The sequence below is a fragment of the Polaromonas sp. P1_G1 genome (assembly GCF_056405595.1).
This window is the reverse complement of sequence record NZ_JBFUBU010000063.1, coordinates 1-18,276: the sequence shown is the minus strand read 5'-3', so window position 1 is coordinate 18,276 and position 18,276 is coordinate 1. Positions and strand designations below refer to the sequence as shown.

Genomic DNA, 18,276 nt, shown 5'->3' with positions numbered 1-18,276 from the left:
ATGAGCAAAACCTTTGTCCCCATCGCAGCCCGCCCCGCCCCCATCAAGATGGAGGGCGTCGGCCCCTGGCTGCGCAACAACCTGTTCTCCAGCATCGGTAATACGGTGATCTCCCTTGTTGTGCTCGCGCTGCTGGCGTGGGCCGCCTCGGGCATCGCGCAGTGGGGCATCATCCATGCCGTCACCGCGGCCGACCCGGACGCCTGCCAGGCCGCGCGCGGCGCGGGCGCCTGCTGGGGTGTGATCCGCGAAAAGGGCCGCATCATCCTGCTGGGCCGCTATCCACAGCCCGAACACTGGCGTGCGGAACTCGCCACCCTGCTGCTGCTGGGCCTGGTGGTAGCCAGCTGCGTACGCTGGTTCTGGAAGCCCTGGCTGGCGCTGCTGTGGGTCGCGGTGCTGGCGACCTTCTTCACGCTGATGAGCGGCGGTGTCCTGGGCCTGGCCAAGGTGACGACCGACCAGTGGGGCGGCCTGCCGCTGACGGTGATGCTCACGGTGATCTCGATGACCATCGCCTTCCCGATCGCGGTGGTGGTGGCGCTGGGGCGCCGCGCCAACATGCCGGCCATACGCACGCTGTGCGTCATCTACGTCGAGCTGATACGCGGCGTGCCGCTGATCTCGGTGCTGTTCATGGCCAGCTTCATGTTCCCGCTGTTCATGCCCATAGGCCAGTCGCCTGACGTGCTGGTGCGGGTCATCGTCGGCATCACGCTGTTCGCGGCGGCCTACATGGCCGAGATCGTGCGCGGCGGTTTGCAGTCGCTCTCCAAGGGCCAGACCGAGGCGGCGGCCAGCCTGGGGCTGGGTTACTGGCAGACGCAGGGCAAGATCGTGCTGCCGCAGGCCCTGGGCACCGTGGTCCCCAGCATCATGAACAACTTCATCTCGCTCTTCAAGGACACCTCGCTGGTGACCATCGTGTCGCTGTACGAGCTCACGGGCGCGCTGTCGCTGGCCGTGGGCTCGGACCCGAACTGGCGCCCTTTCAAGATCGAAGCCTATATTTTTATCGCCGCGATTTATTTCACCTGCTGCTTCGCCATGTCGCGCTACAGCCTGTGGATTGAACGCCGGCTCGCCGTGGGCAAAGCCCGTTGAACAGGAAACAACAAAATGAGTGAACCCACCATCCACTTCGACAAGGTCAACAAATGGTACGGCAACAACTTCCACGTGTTGCGCGACATCGACCTTCAAGTCAAGCCGGGCGAGCGCCTGGTGATCTGCGGGCCTTCGGGCTCGGGCAAGTCCACCATGATCCGCTGCATCAATGCGCTGGAGGACTACCAGGAAGGCAAACTCACCGTCGCGGGCTCGCTGCTGGGCGRCGACATCAAGGCGATTGACGCGGTGCGCCGCCAGGTCGGCATGGTGTTCCAGCAGTTCAACCTGTTCCCGCACCTGACGGTGCTGGAAAACCTCACGCTCTCGCCGACCTGGGTGGCGGGCCTGTCGAAAAAAGACGCGATCGAGCGCGCCATGGTGCAGCTCGAGCGCGTGCGCATCGCCGAGCAGGCGCAGAAGTACCCCCTGCAGCTCTCGGGCGGCCAGCAGCAACGCGTGGCGATTGCCCGGGCGCTGTGCCTCACGCCCAAGATCATGCTGTTCGAYGAGCCCACTTCGGCGCTGGACCCSGARATGATCAAGGAAGTRCTGGAYGTGATGATGGAACTGGCCAACCAGGGCATGACCATGCTGTGCGTGACGCACGAAATGGGCTTTGCCAAGGCGGTGGCCGACCGCGTGATCTTCATGGACCAGGGCCAGATCGTCGAGGAGAACACGCCCACCGAGTTCTTCAACCATCCGCAAACCGACCGGGCCAAGGATTTCCTGTCCAAAATTCTGGGGCATTAGACTAGAGCCCATGTGCCAACTCCTGGGAATGAATTCGGCGAAGCCGGCGGACCTTCGGTTCTCGCTCACCGGCTTCGCCGCGCGCGGCGGCCTGACCGACCACCATGCGGACGGTTTCGGCATCGGTTTTTTTGAAGACAAGGCCTGCCGCCTTTTTGTCGACGCCCAGCCGGCGGCCACCTCACCGGTCGCCGAAATGCTCAAGCACTACGCGATCAAGTCGCGCAACGTGGTCTCTCACATCCGCAAGGCGACCCAGGGCGACCCGATGCGGCTGGAGAATTGCCATCCCTTCACCCGCGAACTTTGGGGCCGGCACTGGCTGTTCGCCCACAACGGCGATTTGATCGATTACCAGCCGGACTCCGCCGGCAACTACCAGCCGGTGGGCACCACCGACAGCGAGCGGGCCTTCTGCGCGCTGATGGAAGAACTCAAGCGCATCAGCCCGCGCGAGCCCTGCTCGGCCGATATCGTGTTCGACACGCTGTGCGCCATGAGCGAGCGCACCGCCGAATTCGGCGTTTTCAACTATTTGCTGTCCAATGGCCAGTCGCTGTATGCGCATTGCTCGACGCGGCTGTGGTACCTGGTGCGCGAATGGCCGTTTTCCAATGCCAGCCTGGTCGATGCCGACCTCAGCATGGATTTCGCCCAGACCAACAATCCGGAAGACCGGCTCTGCGTGGTCGCCACCCAGCCGCTGACTCGCAATGAAAACTGGCAGCAGATGCAGCCCGGACAGCTGCTGTGGATGGAAGACGGCCGCATCGTGCGGCAGGCGCAGCTGGAAGTCAGCGAAGCCATACGAAAGAAACACCAAGCCAGCCTGGCCTGCGTGTAAGCCAGAAGGGATTACTGCAGGAAACCCATGTTGCGGCCTTCGCGCACCTCGGGCTTGATGCGGTGCTCGGCCTCGAGCTGTGCGAGGAACTCTTCGGCCGTGAATTCGGCCGCCAGGATGTCGACCTGGCGTTTGACGGCCGCGAAATCGCCGGGGCACAGCTGCGTGAGCTTGCCCAGGCGCTCGCGCAGGGCGCCGCCCAGCAGGGCCGCGTCGCCGGCCAGTGCCTCGACCACAAACATGGCTTCGCGCTGCTCGCGGGTCAGCGGCATGAATTTGATCTTGAAGGTGAAACGGCGCAGCGCCGCCTGGTCCAGGCTGTCGAACAGGTTGGTGGTGCAGATGAAGATGCCGTTGTGGCGTTCCATGCCCTGCAGCATTTCGTTGACCTCGGTCACCTCGTAGGTGCGCTGGGCGCCGCGCCTGTCCTGCAGAAAGCTGTCGGCTTCATCGAGCAGCAGTACGGCTTTTTCGGACTCGGCCTCGCGGAACATGGCGGCCATGTTCTGTTCGGTCTCGCCGACGTACTTGCTCATGAGGTCGCTGGCCTGTTTGATGATCAGGGGCAGGTCCAGCGCTTTGGCGATGTGCTCGGCCAGCGCGGTCTTGCCGGTGCCGGGCGGGCCGTAAAAGCACAGGCTGCCGTGGCCGCGGCTCTTGAGCGCCTCGACGATGCGCGGCACTTCAAAGCGCGACTCGACGTTGAGCATGGACAGGTCGTAGGTAGTGACACTGCGCCGGCCCGCGGTTTCGGATTTGTTGCCCAGCGCAACGTCGGCGTTCTTGAGCTGCCGCTCAATCAACGATTCCATCAGCAGCGGCCGGCCGCCGGCCAGGATGGCCTGCATGGCTTCGCCGTCGACATGCGCGTCGATTTTTTCCTCGGGCGCGCTGGCCAGGCGCGCGAAACGGRCGGCCGYACGTATCTGCGCGGGCGTGAGGCCTTTGCGCGCCGTGAGCTTGGCCACGAAGGCATCGCTGACCTGCACACCCTCCAGCGTCTTGCGCACCACGCCCTCGCGCGCGCCGGGCGGCGGTGAGCGCAACTCAAGGTGGTAGGCGAAACGGCGGCGGAAGGCCGGGTCTATCTGTTCGATGCGGTTGGTGACCCACAGTGTGGGCACGGTGTTGGATTCGAGGATCTGGTTGACCCAGGCCTTGCCGCTCACCGAGCCGCTGGCCGGCACCGGCAGCTGTTCGGAGCGCGCCATCAGCTGCGCGGCTTCATTGGAGATGGGCGGGAACACGTCCTCCACCTCGTCGAACAGCAGGGCCGAATGCGTGCTGCCTTTGAGGAAGACCTGCGCGATCTGCAATGAGCGGTAGCGGTCGCGCCCGCTCAGTGAATTGCCGTCACGGTCGGCGTATTCAACCTCGAACAAGTCCAGGCCGGCGGCCTGCGACACCACCTTGGCCAGCTCGGTCTTGCCGGTGCCGGGCGGGCCGTAAAGCAGCACATTGACGCCCTGCTCCTTGGCGGCCACGGCATTGCGCAGAAGGGACACCAGCACCTGCGCGTCCTCCTGCACGAAAGCGAAATCGGCCAGGCCCAGGCTGCTGTGCGCGGCGGGCCGGGTGAACACGGCCATCAGCTCGTTCTGGTCGCGGTATTCGCGCATCAAAACCGGCGGCAGTTTCTCGCTGACCTTCATGAGGTCGGCGAGGTCGGTGATGTTGTGCTCGGAGATCAGGTTCTCGACCATGCCGATGCGTTCGAGCCGCGAGCCGGCGCGCAGCGCCTCGGCGACTTCGGGCGCCTTGACGCCGGCCACGTCGGCGATGGCGGCATAGGCTTCGGGGGCGTTGTTGACCTTGAACTCCACCAGCAGGGAACGCAGGTCGCGCTGGTAGCGCGCCAGCGTGCCATAGAGCAGCAGCGCGCGCTCGGCGCGGTTCAGCTGCAGCAGGTTGGCCAGCGCATCGATGTTTTTTTCGACCAGGGTCGATTGTTTCTTGAGCGCGTGCGTGAGCCACTCGCCGGTGGCCGCCAGCACCGACAGCAAGTCCTTGGGCTGGTCCTTGGCGTGTTCGTCGAGGTAGAAAAACAGCGTGCCCTCTTCGTAGGGGCCGCGCCAGGCGCCGTGGCGCGCCATGAATTCGGCGTCGGTCAGGCTTTCGTGGCCGCGCCAGAATTCGTTGTCCTTGCAGCGGCGGACCAGGAATTCGCGCAGGCGCTGCAGCGCGGGCAGTGGCCAGACCAGGTGCCGGCCGGAGAGGGAGAGCAGGCTGTTGAGGTCGCGCCTGACATTGAACTTGGCGCCCTGGCGGGCGGCCAGCGTCAGCACGAAATGCGAACACATCAAGTCCAGCACCGGGGCTTCCTTGAGCCCGGGGGACAGCAGCCACTGCTGCTCGCTAACGGAACGCTTGCTCATGGACAAACCTCCCTGTTGCAACTACACCGCTGGTTGACATTGCCTGTGCACCTTGCCTCATTGCGTGACCTATCACCTTGGCCATGAACGCCTGGGCGCCATGGGGCTCAACGAGGCTCCACCATAACGCAGCTTGAAGCATCATGGAAGACGCTACTTGAACCCTTACGTGTGAAATGCGCCACAGAATCGCTAACGTTACACGCGGACAATCACCCGGCACAATCCCGTACATCGCCACAGAGGAAATCATGCTCAGCCTTACCGACATCGAACAGGCCGCCCAGCGGCTGCAGGGCCATTTGCTGGACACACCGTGTGTGGAATCCAGGACGCTGTCGCAGCTGACAGGCGCGCAGATTTTCCTGAAGTTCGAGAACCTCCAGTACACCGCATCCTTCAAGGAGCGTGGCGCTTGTAACAAGCTCGCGCAACTGTCAGCCGACGAACGGCGGCGCGGCGTGATCGCGATGAGCGCGGGTAACCATGCCCAGGGTGTGGCCTACCACGCGCAGCGCCTCGGCCTGCGGGCGGTGATCGTGATGCCGCGCTTCACGCCGGGCGTGAAGATAGAGCGCACCCGCGGCTTTGGCGCCGAGGTGGTGCTGCACGGCGATTCGCTCGACGAGTCGCGCGCCCATGCCCTGCTGCTGGCCGAGCGCGAGGGCCTGGTTTTTGTGCACCCCTATGACGACGAAGCCATCGTCGCGGGCCAGGGCACCGTCGGGCTGGAGATGCTGCGTGCCGTGCCCGAGCTGGACACCCTGGTCATCGCCGTGGGCGGCGGCGGCCTGATCGCGGGCATGGCCACGGCGGCCAGGGCTCTCAAGCCCGGCATTGAAATCATCGGCGTGCAGACCTCCCGCTTCCCGGGCATGGTCAATGCCATCAAGGGCACCCAGCATCCGCAAGGCACCAGCACGATTGCCGAAGGCATCGCCGTCGGCACGCCCGGCGTCATCCCGCGGGCCATCATCGCCAAGCTGGTGGACGACCTGGTGCTGGTGGACGAAGGCGACATCGAGCAGGCCATGGTCATGCTGCTCGAGATCGAAAAAACCCTGGTCGAGGGCGCGGGCGCGGCCGGACTCGCGGCGCTGCTCAAATACCCGGCGCGCTTTGCCGGCAAAAAAGTCGGCCTGGTGCTGTGCGGCGGCAACATCGACCCGCTGCTGCTGGCCGCCATCATCGAACGCGGCATGGTGCGCGCCGGGCGCCTGGCGCGCATCAAGGTCAGCGTGCGCGACATTCCCGGCTCACTGGCGAAAATCACCGCCACCGTGGCCGACGCCGGCGCCAACATCGACGAAGTGCATCACCAGCGCGCCTTCACCATGCTCTCGGCCCAGAACGTGGAGATCGAACTGGTGATCCAGACGCGCGGGCGCGACCACATCCAGCAGGTGCTGGCGGCGGTCAACGCGGCCGGCTTCGAGGCCTCGGAGCAGCACTGAGCCCGGCTACCGACCGGCGGTTCAGTTCCAGCCGATCACCTCAAAGCCGCGTTCGCTGAGGCAGCGTTGCACAAAGCTGCGGTAGGTGCTGTTGGGCTTGTCGTTATGGAAAGCACCCGACACCGCGCCCGCCGAACCGCCCACGGCGGCACCCGCGGCGCCGGCGCGCAGCACGCCTTCCCCGGGGGGGGCGGCCCACTTCATTACCGCTTTGCGACGGGCTGAGCCCGGCAGCCGAGGCCCGCGACATGCAGGCATTGGCTTCGGCCTGGCCCTGAGCATCGCCTACGCGGTTCAGCGTGGCGTTGGGATAGAGCACCGGCCTGGCCGAGGCGCTGTTGGGGCCGCCGGTGGCGCAGGCCGATAGCAGCGCCAGCGCAGACAAAGCTGCGCCGACCGAAACGGCGCGCAAGCGGGATTGAAATGGGGCTGGGGATTTCATGCTTTCCTTCCACAAACAGGCATGGCTAAAGAGTAACGCAAAGGCGGCGGCCGGCTTCTTTGCGGCCCATCGCGGCATGCGGGTAAAATCTGCCCAGACTTTCAAGCAATTCAGGAACCCCCATGTCCAGTCCAGCCAGCCACACCACCAATGCCGCCCACGACAGCGCCACGCCCGCCCAGGAACAGGATGCCGTTGACGCCATCATCCCCGTGATCCCCATTGTTTTGCCTGTGGTCGGCGGTGTGCTGATGTTCCTGTTGGCCTTCATCGCCATCTACATGGCCTGAAACCCTCCCGCCTCTCCTTCGCTTCCCCCAAAAGTCCGCACCTTGCGGACTTTTTTGTTTCCGGCCCTAGCGCCCTCTGACTCTTTTCCGGCCCTTTTCCGCAGCGAAAACCCCGGCCCGGCAGCGCCCTATGGCATTCCATACCCCCATGTCATGACTGCCTGAACCCCTGCATGGCTTATGCATAACCTCATGCAAGTTCTGCATAACTTTTGACGGTAACTGCAAGGTAACCCAGGCCGATGTTCTTAAAATGAATTCTCCGGCCGACCCGTGGGAGGTGGAAAAGCAGGTCCTTCCGACCGCTTTTTACCTCACGCCGCAGCTGTCCGGAAGCCCTCAAGCCTTATTTCGACAAGCGTCTCAAGCACAGGACCATGCCCACGGTTGCCGCGCGACGCTTCCCGAAATAACGCTTTTTAACTTTGGAGTTTTTCGATGAACCAACCCGTGATGCAGGGCCTCAAGCTCAACACACCCAGCTACGTCAAGAACGCGAAACTGATCGCCTGGGTCGCCGACATGGTGGCCCTGTGCAAGCCCGACGACGTGTACTGGTGCGACGGCAGCGACGCCGAATACCAGCGCCTGTGCCAGCAGCTGGTCGACGCCGGCACCTTCAAGAAACTCAACGAAGCCAAGCGCCCCAACAGCTTCCTGGCCCAGAGCGACCCCAGCGACGTCGCGCGCGTGGAAGACCGCACCTACATCTGCTCGGCCAAAAAGGAAGACGCCGGCCCGACCAACAACTGGATGGCGCCCGCCGAGATGCGCCAGACGCTGCAACCCCTGTTTGACGGCTGCATGAAGGGCCGCACCATGTACGTGGTGCCTTTCAGCATGGGCCCGCTGGGCTCGCCGATCGCGCACATCGGCATCGAACTCTCCGACAGCCCCTACGTGGCCGTCAACATGAAGATCATGACGCGCATGGGCCAGGCGGTGTTCGGCGTGCTGGGCGTGGACGGCGACTTCGTGCCCTGCGTGCACACCGTGGGCGCGCCGCTGGCCGAAGGCCAGAAGGACGTGAAGTGGCCCTGCAACAAGACCAAGTACATCGTGCACTACCCCGAGACGCGCGAGATCTGGTCTTACGGCTCCGGCTACGGCGGCAATGCGCTGCTCGGCAAGAAGTGCTTCGCACTGCGCATCGCTTCCAACATGGGCCGCGACGAAGGCTGGCTGGCCGAGCACATGCTGATCCTCGGCGTGACGAACCCCCAGGGCAAGAAATACCACGTGGCGGCCGCCTTCCCGAGCGCCTGCGGCAAGACCAACTTCTCCATGCTGGTGCCGCCGGCCGGCTTTGACGGCTGGAAAGTCACCACCATCGGCGACGACATCGCCTGGATCAAGCCCAGCGCCGACGGCAAGCTCTACGCCATCAACCCCGAAGCCGGTTATTTCGGCGTGGCGCCTGGCACCAATTTCCACACCAACCCGAACTGCATGGCGAGCCTGGACAAGAACGTCATCTTCACCAACGTCGCCCTGACCGACGACGGCGACGTGTGGTGGGAAGGCATGGAAAAGGACACCGGCGGCCAGCCCGCGCACCTGATCGACTGGCAAGGCAAGGACTGGACACCGCAGATCGCCAAGGAAACCGGCGCCAAGGCCGCCCACCCCAATGCCCGCTTCACGGTGGCCGCCATCAACAACCCGGCCCTGGACAGTGCCTGGGACGACCCGAAAGGTGTGGCGATTGACGCCTTCATCTTCGGCGGCCGCCGCTCCACCACCGTGCCGCTGGTCACCGAAGCGCGCAACTGGGTCGAGGGCGTGTACATGGCCGCGACCATGGGCTCGGAAACCACGGCAGCCGCCACCGGCCAGGCCGGCGTGGTGCGCCGYGACCCCTTCGCCATGCTGCCCTTCATGGGCTACAACATGAGCGACTACTTCCAGCACTGGCTCAACGTCGGCAAGAAGCTGGAAGCCACCGGCGCCACGATCCCCAAGATCTACACCACCAACTGGTTCCGCAAGGGCGAAGACGGCAAGTTCGTCTGGCCCGGCTACGGCGAAAACATGCGCGTGCTCAAGTGGATGATCGACCGCATCGAAGGCACGGGCAAGGGTTCCGAGCACATCACCGGCATCAGCCCCGCCTACGAAGACCTGAACTGGACCGGCCTCAACTTCAGCGCCGAGCAATTCAACACCGTGACCAGCATCGACAAGGCCGCCTGGCTGAAAGAGCTGGAGCTGCACGCCGAACTGTTCAAGCAACTCGAACATCACCTGCCGAAAGAGCTGGGGGAGACCAAAGCCGCGATCGAGCGCCGCCTGGCTGCCTGATCGGCCCGCCATGCGGGTGCGGCGCACGACCTGCGCCGCGCCTCACGCTCCTGATGCCACCCGGCGCCAGGGCAAAGAAAAAGCCACCTGACAAGGTGGCTTTTTTGTGGGCCGCCGCGGTGGGCGGCCCGGCATCCGCGGATGCTTAGATATAGCTGCGGTGGTAGGCGCGCAGCACCGAGGCGCCGCTGGAAGCCTCGGCACGCTCAGCCTTGACGGCGGGAGCGGCAGCGACTTCTTCAACATCAGCCGCGCGTTGCAGGGCCATTTGCAGGTCGGCCATCACGCGGGGATCGTTCCGGGCGGCTTGCCACAGGCGCTGGTCGGCGCGGGCTTCGGCCAGGCTGCGCGACCAGCCGTCCAGGCCGGCTTTGACGCGGGCGGCGGCATTGCGTGCGCTGCCGGCAAAAAGCGCCAGCGTGGCAAAGGCGATGGCCCAGAGGGCAATCCACATCACCAGCAAGTGGCCTTCGGTAACGCTGTCCATCACTTGGTAGGCCACTACCATAACGGCGGCCGCAACGGCGGACAAGAGCAGCGTGGCGAGGCCGCGGGTGCCGGAGAACGCATGGCCCAGCTGGCGTACGGCACCAAAGGCCGACTCAGCGCGGACAACGCCGGGATGCTGTGTGGAATGTTTGATATTGACGAAGCTGGTCATGAGGAACTCCCGATTGGTTATCCCCGCCAGGACACAGATATCTCAGCGGGTAAGGGGATATTAGGGTTATCACTGATGTTACTCAACTTTATCTTTATGATGTGATTCATTCACAATAGTGATAATCCAGGGCCAAACCTGCTCACCTACCCACTTCCGCCGCCCTCTTCCGCCCCTTGAATCCCCTTAATTTCCGGACGCTTGACCTGAACCTGCTTCGTGTTTTCGACGAAGTGATGGCCGAGCGCAGCCTGACGCGGGCGGCGCGCAACGGCCAACACCACTTTTGTGCTGGCCATGGCCGACGCGACCGCGGCCGAGCTGATGCCCGGCCTGGTCGAAACGCTGGATCAGGAAGCCCCGGGCGTGTCGATGCGGGTGGTGCCGCTCACCACCCGGGACCCGCGCCGCATGCTCGACGAAGAGACCTGCGACATGGCCGTCGGCTACTTTCCCTCGCTGCTGGCCGACCTGACCGCGCACGCGCAAAGCGGCGAGCACCTGCCGTTTCTGCACCAGCGGCTCTACGACGGCGAGTATGTCTGCGTGATGCGCAAGGACCATCCGCTGGCCACCGGCCCTTTCACGCTCAACCGTTTTTGCGCCGCGCGCCACATGCTGGTGAGCTTYTCGGGCCGGCCCTACGGCTTTATCGACGAATCCCTGGCCTCCCTGGGCCGGGAGCGCCATGTGGTGCTGACCGTCAACCAGTTCTTCACCGCGGGGCGGGTGGTGGCCAACTCCAACCTGCTCACCGTGCTGCCGCGGCATTTCGTCAGGGTGACCGGAATCGCCGACCAGCTGGTGCTGCGCCCGCTGCCGTTTGACGTGTCGCCGGTGCACGTGGACGCCGTGTGGCATCGGCGCTCGCAGCAACGCAGCGCGCATGCGTGGTTGCGCCAGGCACTGGTGCGCGCGGCCGACCAGGCCTTCTCCGCCTGAGAGCCGCCGGCCAGCGCGAAGGTTAGATCAGGCCGGCGCGGATCGCGAAGGCCGTCAGCTGGGCGCTGTTGTGCATGCCCAGCTTCAGCATCAGGTTGCGCCTGTGCGTGCGCACGGTTTCACGCTGCAGCAGCAGGCTGGCGGCAATCAGTTTGCTGGACGCCCCCTCCGCCACCGAGCACAGCACCTGCTTTTCGCGTTCGGTCAGCTTGCGCAGCTCGGCCAGCGCGTCGATGCCCGGTGGCTGGCGCAGTGCGGCGATGGATTCGGAAAAGTGCAGGTCGCCCTCGGCCAGCGCGCGGATCGCGGCAAGCAGCTCGCCTGCCCCGCCGCTTTTGTGCAATGCGCCCTGCGCCGGGCTGGCAAAAATGCGTTCAATGTCGGCACGCTCCTGGCTGCCGGTGATGAGCAGCACGCGCGTCGGGCTTTGCGAGGCCTGCAGGGCCAGGGCCACGGCCACGCCGTCCTCGGGCGGCAGCTGGAAGTCGACCACCGCCACATCGGGCGCCAGCGCCAGTGCTTCGGTGATGGCGCTGTCGCTGCCGGCGACCGACGCCACCACCTCGATGTCCTCACAGGAAGCCATCAACGCGGCGAGGCCGTCGCGGACCAGGTCATGGTCGTCGGCCAGCAGCAGGCGTATCGGTGTTTGCGTCATATCGTTCAGGCAAGGGAATCAACTACGATCAGCGGGGGCCGGTGAAGCGAGGGCAGCGCGGGCTGTGCACCACCGGCACCGCCACGCCAACCCTGACGGATTCTACGCACCATGACCTCTGCCCATCCTGTGTTGTTCGAGCAGGTCCAGACGCTGTACAAACAGTCCACGAGCACCTTCCTCGGCACACTGCTGGCGGGTACTGTCGCTGCCGTGGTGTTGCAGCCGTCCGGCCACGCCGACCCACTGGCCGGCCAATTGCTCTGGGGCTGGCTGGGCGCAGTGGTGCTGCTCACAGCCAGCCGCTTTGTCATGGTGCGGCGCTTCTTCAGGCGCGTGCAGGCGACGCCCGGCCAGCAACTGGACATCCACAGCACGCGCCGCGCGGCCAGTGCCTTTGCCACCGGCTCCTTCATGTCGGGTTGCCTCTGGGGCATCCTGGGCCTGATGGCGTTTGACCCGCAGGCCTATGTGCCCACACTCTTTTTGGGTTTTTTGCTGGGCGGCATGGTCAGCGGCGCGCTCGGTTCGCTCTCGGTGTACTACCCGGCCTTCATGGCCTATTCGATTCCCTCGGTGCTGCCGTTCGCCTTGCGCTGCATGACCGAAGGCCAGCGCGAGTTTGCCGGCTTCGGCCTGCTGACGCTGGTCTTCATGCTGGTGTGCCTGGGTTATGGCCGCGGCCTGAACCGCAGCCTGCGCGACTCCATCGAGCTGCGTTTTGAAAACGCCCAGCTGGTGCGCGACCTCGCGGCCGCGCGCGACCGGGCCGAGCTGGCCAGCGCCGACAAGACCGCGCTGCTGGCCGCCGCCACGCATGACTTGCGCCAACCCGCCTACGCCGCCGGCCTGTTCGCGTCAGGCCTCAAAACCACGCTGGCCAAGGCCTTCACGGGCAGCAGCCAGGCCGCGGCCGTGCAGGCCCAGCGCATGGCCGGCCAGCTGGAAGCCAGCGTCATGGCATTCAACGGCCTGCTCGAAGGCCTGCTCGACCTGGCACAGCTCGACGCCGGCGCCACGCCGCTGGCCGCCTCAGCGCTGCCCGTCGGTGCGCTGCTGGATTCCGTCGCCGGCACGCTGGCCGCCACCGCCGCGCAGCGCAATATTCTGCTGCGTGTGCGCGCCCGCCCCGATCTGTGGGTGAATGCGCCGCCCGACGCGCTGCAACGCATCGTGCTGAACCTCACCAGCAACGCCATCAAGTTCACCAGCGGCGGCGCGGTGCTGCTGTTTGCGCGGCTTCAGGCCGACCGCGTGCACATCGGCGTCGTCGACACCGGCCCCGGCATTTCAGAAGCCAACCAGCAGCGCCTCTTCGACGCGTTCGTGCGTCTGCCACAAGACAAAGAACAGGCGGGGCTCGGCCTGGGCCTGGCCATCGTCAAGCGGCTGGCCGCGCAGATGCATGCCGACGTGGTGCTGAAGTCCGCAGCCGGCCGCGGCAGCATGTTCAGCGTCGCCCTGCCCCTGCATGCAGGCGAAGCACCCCGAATCGGGTTGCCGCAGACAGCAAGCGATGCATCGGCCGGCGGCTTCACCGGCTGGCAGGCCCTGGTACTCGACGACGACCCGCTGGCGCTGGCCGCCACCACACAGGCCGTGGGCGAGCTGGGTCTGCCGGTGCAGGCGTTTGACAGCGCTGAAGCCGCCATCGCCTGGCTAGTGCAAGCAGGCAGCGAACCCAGCCAGCGGCCCCACCTGCTGGTCACCGACCTGCACCTGGGCGACGCCGAAGGCCGCGACGGCCTGACGGTGCTCGCTGCCTTTCGTGCTCAGCTGCCCGCCCTGCGCGCCCTGGTTGTCACCGGTGAAACCGCACCGACCCAGCTGCAGCGCATCGCCCACAGCGGCGTGCCCGTGGTGCGCAAGCCCTGCCAGCCGCAGGCGCTGCAGTCGGCGCTGCGCGAGCTGCTGGCGGCAACGCAGGCCGCGTAAATAGTTCCCGGCCGCCAGCAATTGCGCGGCGCTGGTTTTACGAACTGGACAGTGCTGCAGTCCAATCAATTGTTGGTCCCCAAGCTATCAATAACATAGCAAAGCTTGCCTGGCTGTTGTTGCTCCAAAGCGCCATCTAACCCCTTTGCGGTATTTACCGTCGTGGCTGCGGGCGCTTTTAATCGCGTGCACACAACAACGACCGAGGGGAAGCGCTTTCGTGAAAACACGCCTGAACTGCCGGCTACGCCCGCTGAACACTGCCCTTGTGCTGGCCGGCCTGCTCATGGCGCCGGGCACCGCCATGAGCATTGACTGGGACCGCGGTGCCGGCGTCCTCGACTTCGACTGGAACCATGCCGGCAACTGGGTCGGCGATGTCCTCCCGACCGGATCGGACACGGTGCGCCTGGTCCAGATGGGCGACCGCGTCATTCTGACCGGGGCGGGCATCGCACAGGTACTGGAGATACGGGGGAGCGGCGCCGGGGTCATCGTCGACACGGGCGGGTCGCTGGTCGTCGGCGACAACATCACCGTGGCACCGAACTCCTTTGGCGGCGATGCCGAACTCACCATTCAGGGGGGCGGCACTGTGTCGGCCACCAGCCTTTCTGCAGGTAACGGCCAGGAGGGCCTTATCCGCGTGACCGGGGTAGGCTCCCGCCTGACGGTCGCGCCAGCTGGCCCGGCACTCGCCCAGCGTTTCCAGGTCGGGACAAACGGTGTGGGTCAATTACACATTGAAGACGGTGCAAACGTGACGGTGAACGGCACGCGAACCCTGCATCTGGGGGGCGTCGGCATTGGCCGCCTGATCATCGGCAGTGGCGCTGGGGCGGGCACGCTCACGGCCGACAACGTGATCCTTGGCTCCGCGGACTCGCAGGTGCAGTTCTGGCACAACGGTGTCACGACATTCTCAGCGGCCATTTCCGGCAACGGCCGTCTCTTCAACACCGGGACGGGCACCACCATCCTCACCGGCACCAATACCTACAGCGGCGGAACCACCGTGACAGCCGGAACGCTGCAAGGCGACACCACCAGCCTGCAGGGCAACATCACCAACAACGCCGCGGTCACCTTTGACCAGGCCAGTGCCGGCACTTATGCCGGCTCCATGAGTGGTACCGGCACGCTCAACAAGCTGGGGACAGGCAAGCTCATCCTCACCGGCGCCAACACCTACGGCGGTGGCACGACCTTGAACGCCGGCACCCTGACCCTGGGCAACGCAGCAGCCCTGGGTTCTGGTGCGCTCACTGTCGCAGGCGCATCGACGCTGGACAGCAACGGCACCCTGACACTGACCAACAACATCAGCCTGAACACCGACTTGACAGCGGGCGGCAGCAATACGCTGACATTAAATGGCGCCGTTTCCGGTACAGGCGGATTGATCAAGAACGGCATCGCCAACCTGACCCTGGGCGGCAACAACACCTTCGCCGGCCTGCTCGACGTTCAGGCCGGCAGCGTCGCCACCACAAGCGCCGGAGCACTCGCCAATGCCGCGGGCGCCAATGTAGGCGCAGGCGCCTTGCTCAGCCTGGGCGCCAACACCAGTCTGCGCAATCTGGCCGGCTCCGGAACCGTAAACATCGGCGGTGGCAACACACTGAGCCTGGACGGAGGCAACCAAAGCAGCAGCTTTGCCGGCAACCTGACAGGCCCTGGCGCGCTGACCAAGCTGGGTGCCGGCAACCTGATCCTGACCGGCGTCAACACCTACAACGGCGCGACCAGCGTCAACGCCGGCACGCTGTCGGTCAACGGTTCCATCGCCAGCTCCGCCGTTACCGTCAACAGCGGCGGCATCCTCGGCGGCAACGGCACCTTGGGCAGCACGACGATTGCTTCCGGTGGCATTCTGGCACCGGGCAACTCGATAGGCACACTCACGGTCAACGGCAACCTCACCTTCGCGGCGGGCTCCGTCTACCTGGTGGAGGTGGACGCTGCCGGCGCGAACGACCGCATCAATGCCACCGGCACGGCAACCATTAACGGCGGCACGGTTGACGTGCAGGCCGGGGCCGGCACCTACCAGGCCAGCACCCAGTACACGATTCTCAACGCGGCGGCCGGGCGCACCGGAACCTTTGCCGGTGTCACCTCCAACCTGGCCTTCCTGACGCCTACGCTAGGCTACGACGCCAACAACGTCTTCCTCACACTGGCACGAAATGACGTCAGCTTCGCCTCGGTTGCCGTCACGCCGAACCAGATTGCCACATCGATCGCGCTGCAGAATGCCGGCAACGCGGGCGACATGGGCACAGTGCAAACCGCGCTGACAGGCCTGTCGGCCGTGCAGGCACGCGCTGCCTATGACGCCGCCAGCGGGGCGGGCATCGTGGCCCTGCGGCGCGCGGGCGCCGACTTTGCCACCAGCTTTGGCAGCCAGTTGCAGGCGCGGCTGGGCGCCCAGGCCAGTGCGGCCTCCGGTGTTGCCAATTCCTTCACCGGCCGGCCGGTGCTGCTGGCCGCGAACGATCATCTGTCGGATTTGATGGCACCCGCATCCGGCTCGGCGCCGCAGAAGTTCTCATTGGCCGGCGGCGCTTCTTCGCTTTCCTCTTCACCGGATGCCGCAAGCAAAGGCTTGTGGGTCCACGGCTACGGCGGCGACGGCAACACCGGCAGCGACGGCAATGCAGCCGCCAGCCGCTTGCGCAGTTCGGGCCTGAGCATTGGATTTGATGCGGAAGTGAAGAAAGGGATTCGCATCGGCGTCGCGGCCACCGGCGGCAGCTCGCGGCTTTCCACCGACAACAACGAAACCGGCAAGACACGCGGTTCAGCGCTTGCCGTGTACGGCAGCTACGCCACCGGCCCCTGGAACTTCAGCGGCTCGGCCAGCATGGGCTGGGGCAAGAACCACCTGGACCGGAACATCACCATGGGTGGCTTGAACCGGGTGGCCTCCTCGGACTTTGACAGCAACACCCTGTCGGCCTACGGCGAGGCCAGCTATTCAATTCAAATGGACAGCTGGACACTACAACCGCTGGCCGGGCTTTCGCTCAGCAGAAACAAGGCCGATGGCTTTACCGAAACGGGCGCAGGCGTGCTGAACCTGCACGTGGCCGGCCAGACCACCAACTCATCCAGATCGATGCTGGGCGCCAAGGCATCTTTTGACGCCGGCCGCATCCGCATCGAACCCCGCGTGGTCTGGGCACACGAGTTCGGCGACCTGAACACGCCGATGACGGCGCAGTTCCAGGGCGCAGCTACCGCTTCGCCGTTTCAGGTCTCTGGTGCCGCACTGAAGCGGGACACGCTGATCCTCGGGCTGGGCGCCAGCGGCAGCATCGGCAAGGGCGTCGATCTGTTTGCGGACGTGCAGGCCGAACAGAATTCGGCCCAGCGCAAGCTGGCCGTACTGGTGGGCTTGCGCAGCCGCTGGTAAGCCGGGCAAGGCATCCGGCCATGAAGGCATGGTTTTTGCACACAGTTCCGCACTCAACTGTCCGCAGGAACGCTCCATGTCCCACTTTGAACTTCGCCGGCCCCTCGCACGCCGCAGCGCGCTGAAACTTCTCGCCGGCGGTGCCGCGTCCCTCGCCCTGCCGGCCTTCGCGGCCTGGCCCGACAAACCCATCAAGATCGTCGTGACCTTCCCGGCCGGCGGCGCCAGCGACATCGTCGCGCGCGTCATGGCCGAGCAACTCGGCAAAAAGCTGGGCCAGGCGGTGGTGGTGGACAACCGCCCCGGTGCGGGCGGCAGCGTGGGTGGGCTGGTGGTGGCGCAGGCACCTGCCGACGGCTACACGCTGATGCTGAGCAATTCGACGCCGGTGTCCATAGGCCCGTTCGCGCTGGAAAAGCAGCCTTACGACCCGGTGGAGGGCTTTACCCACATCGCGCTGATCGGCAACGCGCCCTGCGTGGTCATGGCCAACCCGCATGCGCCCATCAAGACCATGACCGACGTGGAGGCGCAGGCGCGCAAGGCCGGCCGGCTGGATTTCGGCTCGGGCGGGCCGGCGTCCATCGGCCACATCTACGGCGAGCTGATGAAAAAAGCCATGGGTGTGAACCTGCAGCACATCCCCTACCGCGGTGGCGCGCCCATGACGACCGACCTGATCGCCGGCGTGATTCCGGTGGGGATTGATGTGCTGACGGCGTTTGTGCCCTACTTCAAGAGCGGGCAGCTGGTGCCGCTAGCGGTGACTTCGGCGGCGCGCTCACCGCTGGTGCCGGACGTGCCCAGCGTGCTCGAGTTCGGCTACCGCAAGCTGGTGCTGGACAACTTCTTCGGCCTGAGCGGGCCAGCGCACATGCCGGCCGAGGTGGTGGCGCGCCTCAACGCCGCGTGCAACGAGATTCTCGCCACTGCGGAGATCAAAAAGAAGATGCTGGAGTTGGGCAYTGCCACCCAGGCCATGAGCCCGGCCGCGTTTGGCGGCTTCGTCAGGGAGCAGGTGGCGGTGCTGGCGCCGGCCGTGAAGGGCGCGGGCGTGAAGCTTTAAGAGGGTGCTCCGCCTTCAGGCGGAGCG

At 65.4% G+C, this 18,276-nt stretch carries 12 protein-coding genes and 2 pseudogenes; 10 read left to right on the top strand and 4 right to left on the bottom strand.

Annotated features, from left to right (window positions below):
• The 3 genes and pseudogenes from AC1D1Y_RS23570 to AC1D1Y_RS23560 all read left to right on the top strand — a co-directional run.
• On the top strand, nt 1-1,104 hold the full coding sequence (locus AC1D1Y_RS23570; RefSeq protein ID WP_477684478.1) for an amino acid ABC transporter permease: 1,104 nt from the start codon (nt 1-3) through the stop codon (nt 1,102-1,104).
• 15 nt (nt 1,105-1,119) lie between these two features.
• Nucleotides 1,120-1,863, top strand: coding sequence for an amino acid ABC transporter ATP-binding protein (locus AC1D1Y_RS23565; protein WP_477684477.1), 744 nt, complete (start codon nt 1,120-1,122; stop codon nt 1,861-1,863).
• A gap of 10 nt (nt 1,864-1,873) precedes the next feature.
• Nucleotides 1,874-2,636: pseudogene (locus AC1D1Y_RS23560) on the top strand (class II glutamine amidotransferase); the annotation flags it as partial.
• Between the two features lie 82 nt (nt 2,637-2,718).
• On the opposite strand, the gene AC1D1Y_RS23555 reads toward AC1D1Y_RS23560, so the two are convergent.
• Nucleotides 2,719-5,082 carry an ATP-binding protein gene (locus tag AC1D1Y_RS23555; RefSeq protein WP_477684476.1) on the bottom strand — a complete coding sequence of 788 codons (2,364 nt, stop codon included), beginning with the start codon at nt 5,080-5,082 and terminating at the stop codon, nt 2,719-2,721.
• 251 nt (nt 5,083-5,333) lie between these two features.
• Between AC1D1Y_RS23555 and AC1D1Y_RS23550 the strand changes: the two genes are divergently transcribed.
• The gene (locus tag AC1D1Y_RS23550; protein ID WP_477654410.1) at nt 5,334-6,536 is read left to right on the top strand and encodes a threonine ammonia-lyase; all 1,203 of its coding nucleotides are present in this window, start codon (nt 5,334-5,336) and stop codon (nt 6,534-6,536) included.
• Nucleotides 6,537-6,557: 21 nt separating this feature from the next.
• Here the strand turns inward: AC1D1Y_RS23550 and AC1D1Y_RS23545 are convergent, their stop codons facing one another.
• Nucleotides 6,558-6,740: a hypothetical protein gene (locus tag AC1D1Y_RS23545; RefSeq protein ID WP_477684475.1), complete on the bottom strand. Its 183-nt coding sequence runs from the start codon at nt 6,738-6,740 to the stop codon at nt 6,558-6,560.
• Between the two features lie 360 nt (nt 6,741-7,100).
• Here AC1D1Y_RS23545 and AC1D1Y_RS23540 point away from each other — a divergent pair, with 360 nt between their 5' ends.
• Nucleotides 7,101-7,268, top strand: a complete 168-nt coding sequence (locus tag AC1D1Y_RS23540) for a hypothetical protein (RefSeq protein ID WP_436155687.1) — start codon at nt 7,101-7,103, stop codon at nt 7,266-7,268.
• Between the two features lie 438 nt (nt 7,269-7,706).
• A complete protein-coding gene (locus AC1D1Y_RS23535; protein WP_477684474.1) occupies nt 7,707-9,569 on the top strand; it encodes a phosphoenolpyruvate carboxykinase (GTP) in 1,863 nt (620 codons plus the stop codon).
• Between the two features lie 145 nt (nt 9,570-9,714).
• Here AC1D1Y_RS23535 and AC1D1Y_RS23530 read toward each other — a convergent pair whose 3' ends face one another.
• Nucleotides 9,715-10,230 (bottom strand): hypothetical protein, encoded by a 516-nt coding sequence (locus AC1D1Y_RS23530; protein WP_477684473.1) that lies wholly within the window; start codon nt 10,228-10,230, stop codon nt 9,715-9,717.
• Nucleotides 10,231-10,466: 236 nt separating this feature from the next.
• On the opposite strand from AC1D1Y_RS23530, the pseudogene AC1D1Y_RS23525 reads away from it, so the two are divergent.
• Nucleotides 10,467-11,172: pseudogene (locus AC1D1Y_RS23525) on the top strand (LysR substrate-binding domain-containing protein).
• Nucleotides 11,173-11,194: 22 nt separating this feature from the next.
• Here the strand turns inward: AC1D1Y_RS23525 and AC1D1Y_RS23520 are convergent.
• On the bottom strand, nt 11,195-11,830 hold the full coding sequence (locus AC1D1Y_RS23520) for a response regulator (RefSeq protein ID WP_477684472.1): 636 nt from the start codon (nt 11,828-11,830) through the stop codon (nt 11,195-11,197).
• Nucleotides 11,831-11,941: 111 nt separating this feature from the next.
• Here AC1D1Y_RS23520 and AC1D1Y_RS23515 point away from each other — a divergent pair, with 111 nt between their 5' ends.
• The 3 genes from AC1D1Y_RS23515 (at nt 11,942) to AC1D1Y_RS23505 (ending at nt 18,249) form a co-directional block, all read left to right on the top strand.
• Nucleotides 11,942-13,765: an ATP-binding response regulator gene (locus tag AC1D1Y_RS23515; protein ID WP_477684471.1), complete on the top strand. Its 1,824-nt coding sequence runs from the start codon at nt 11,942-11,944 to the stop codon at nt 13,763-13,765.
• Between the two features lie 220 nt (nt 13,766-13,985).
• Nucleotides 13,986-17,183, top strand: coding sequence for an autotransporter outer membrane beta-barrel domain-containing protein (locus tag AC1D1Y_RS23510; RefSeq protein WP_477684470.1), 3,198 nt, complete (start codon nt 13,986-13,988; stop codon nt 17,181-17,183).
• A gap of 76 nt (nt 17,184-17,259) precedes the next feature.
• Nucleotides 17,260-18,249: a Bug family tripartite tricarboxylate transporter substrate binding protein gene (locus AC1D1Y_RS23505; protein ID WP_477684469.1), complete on the top strand. Its 990-nt coding sequence runs from the start codon at nt 17,260-17,262 to the stop codon at nt 18,247-18,249.
• The last annotated feature ends 27 nt before the right edge of the window (nt 18,250-18,276 follow it).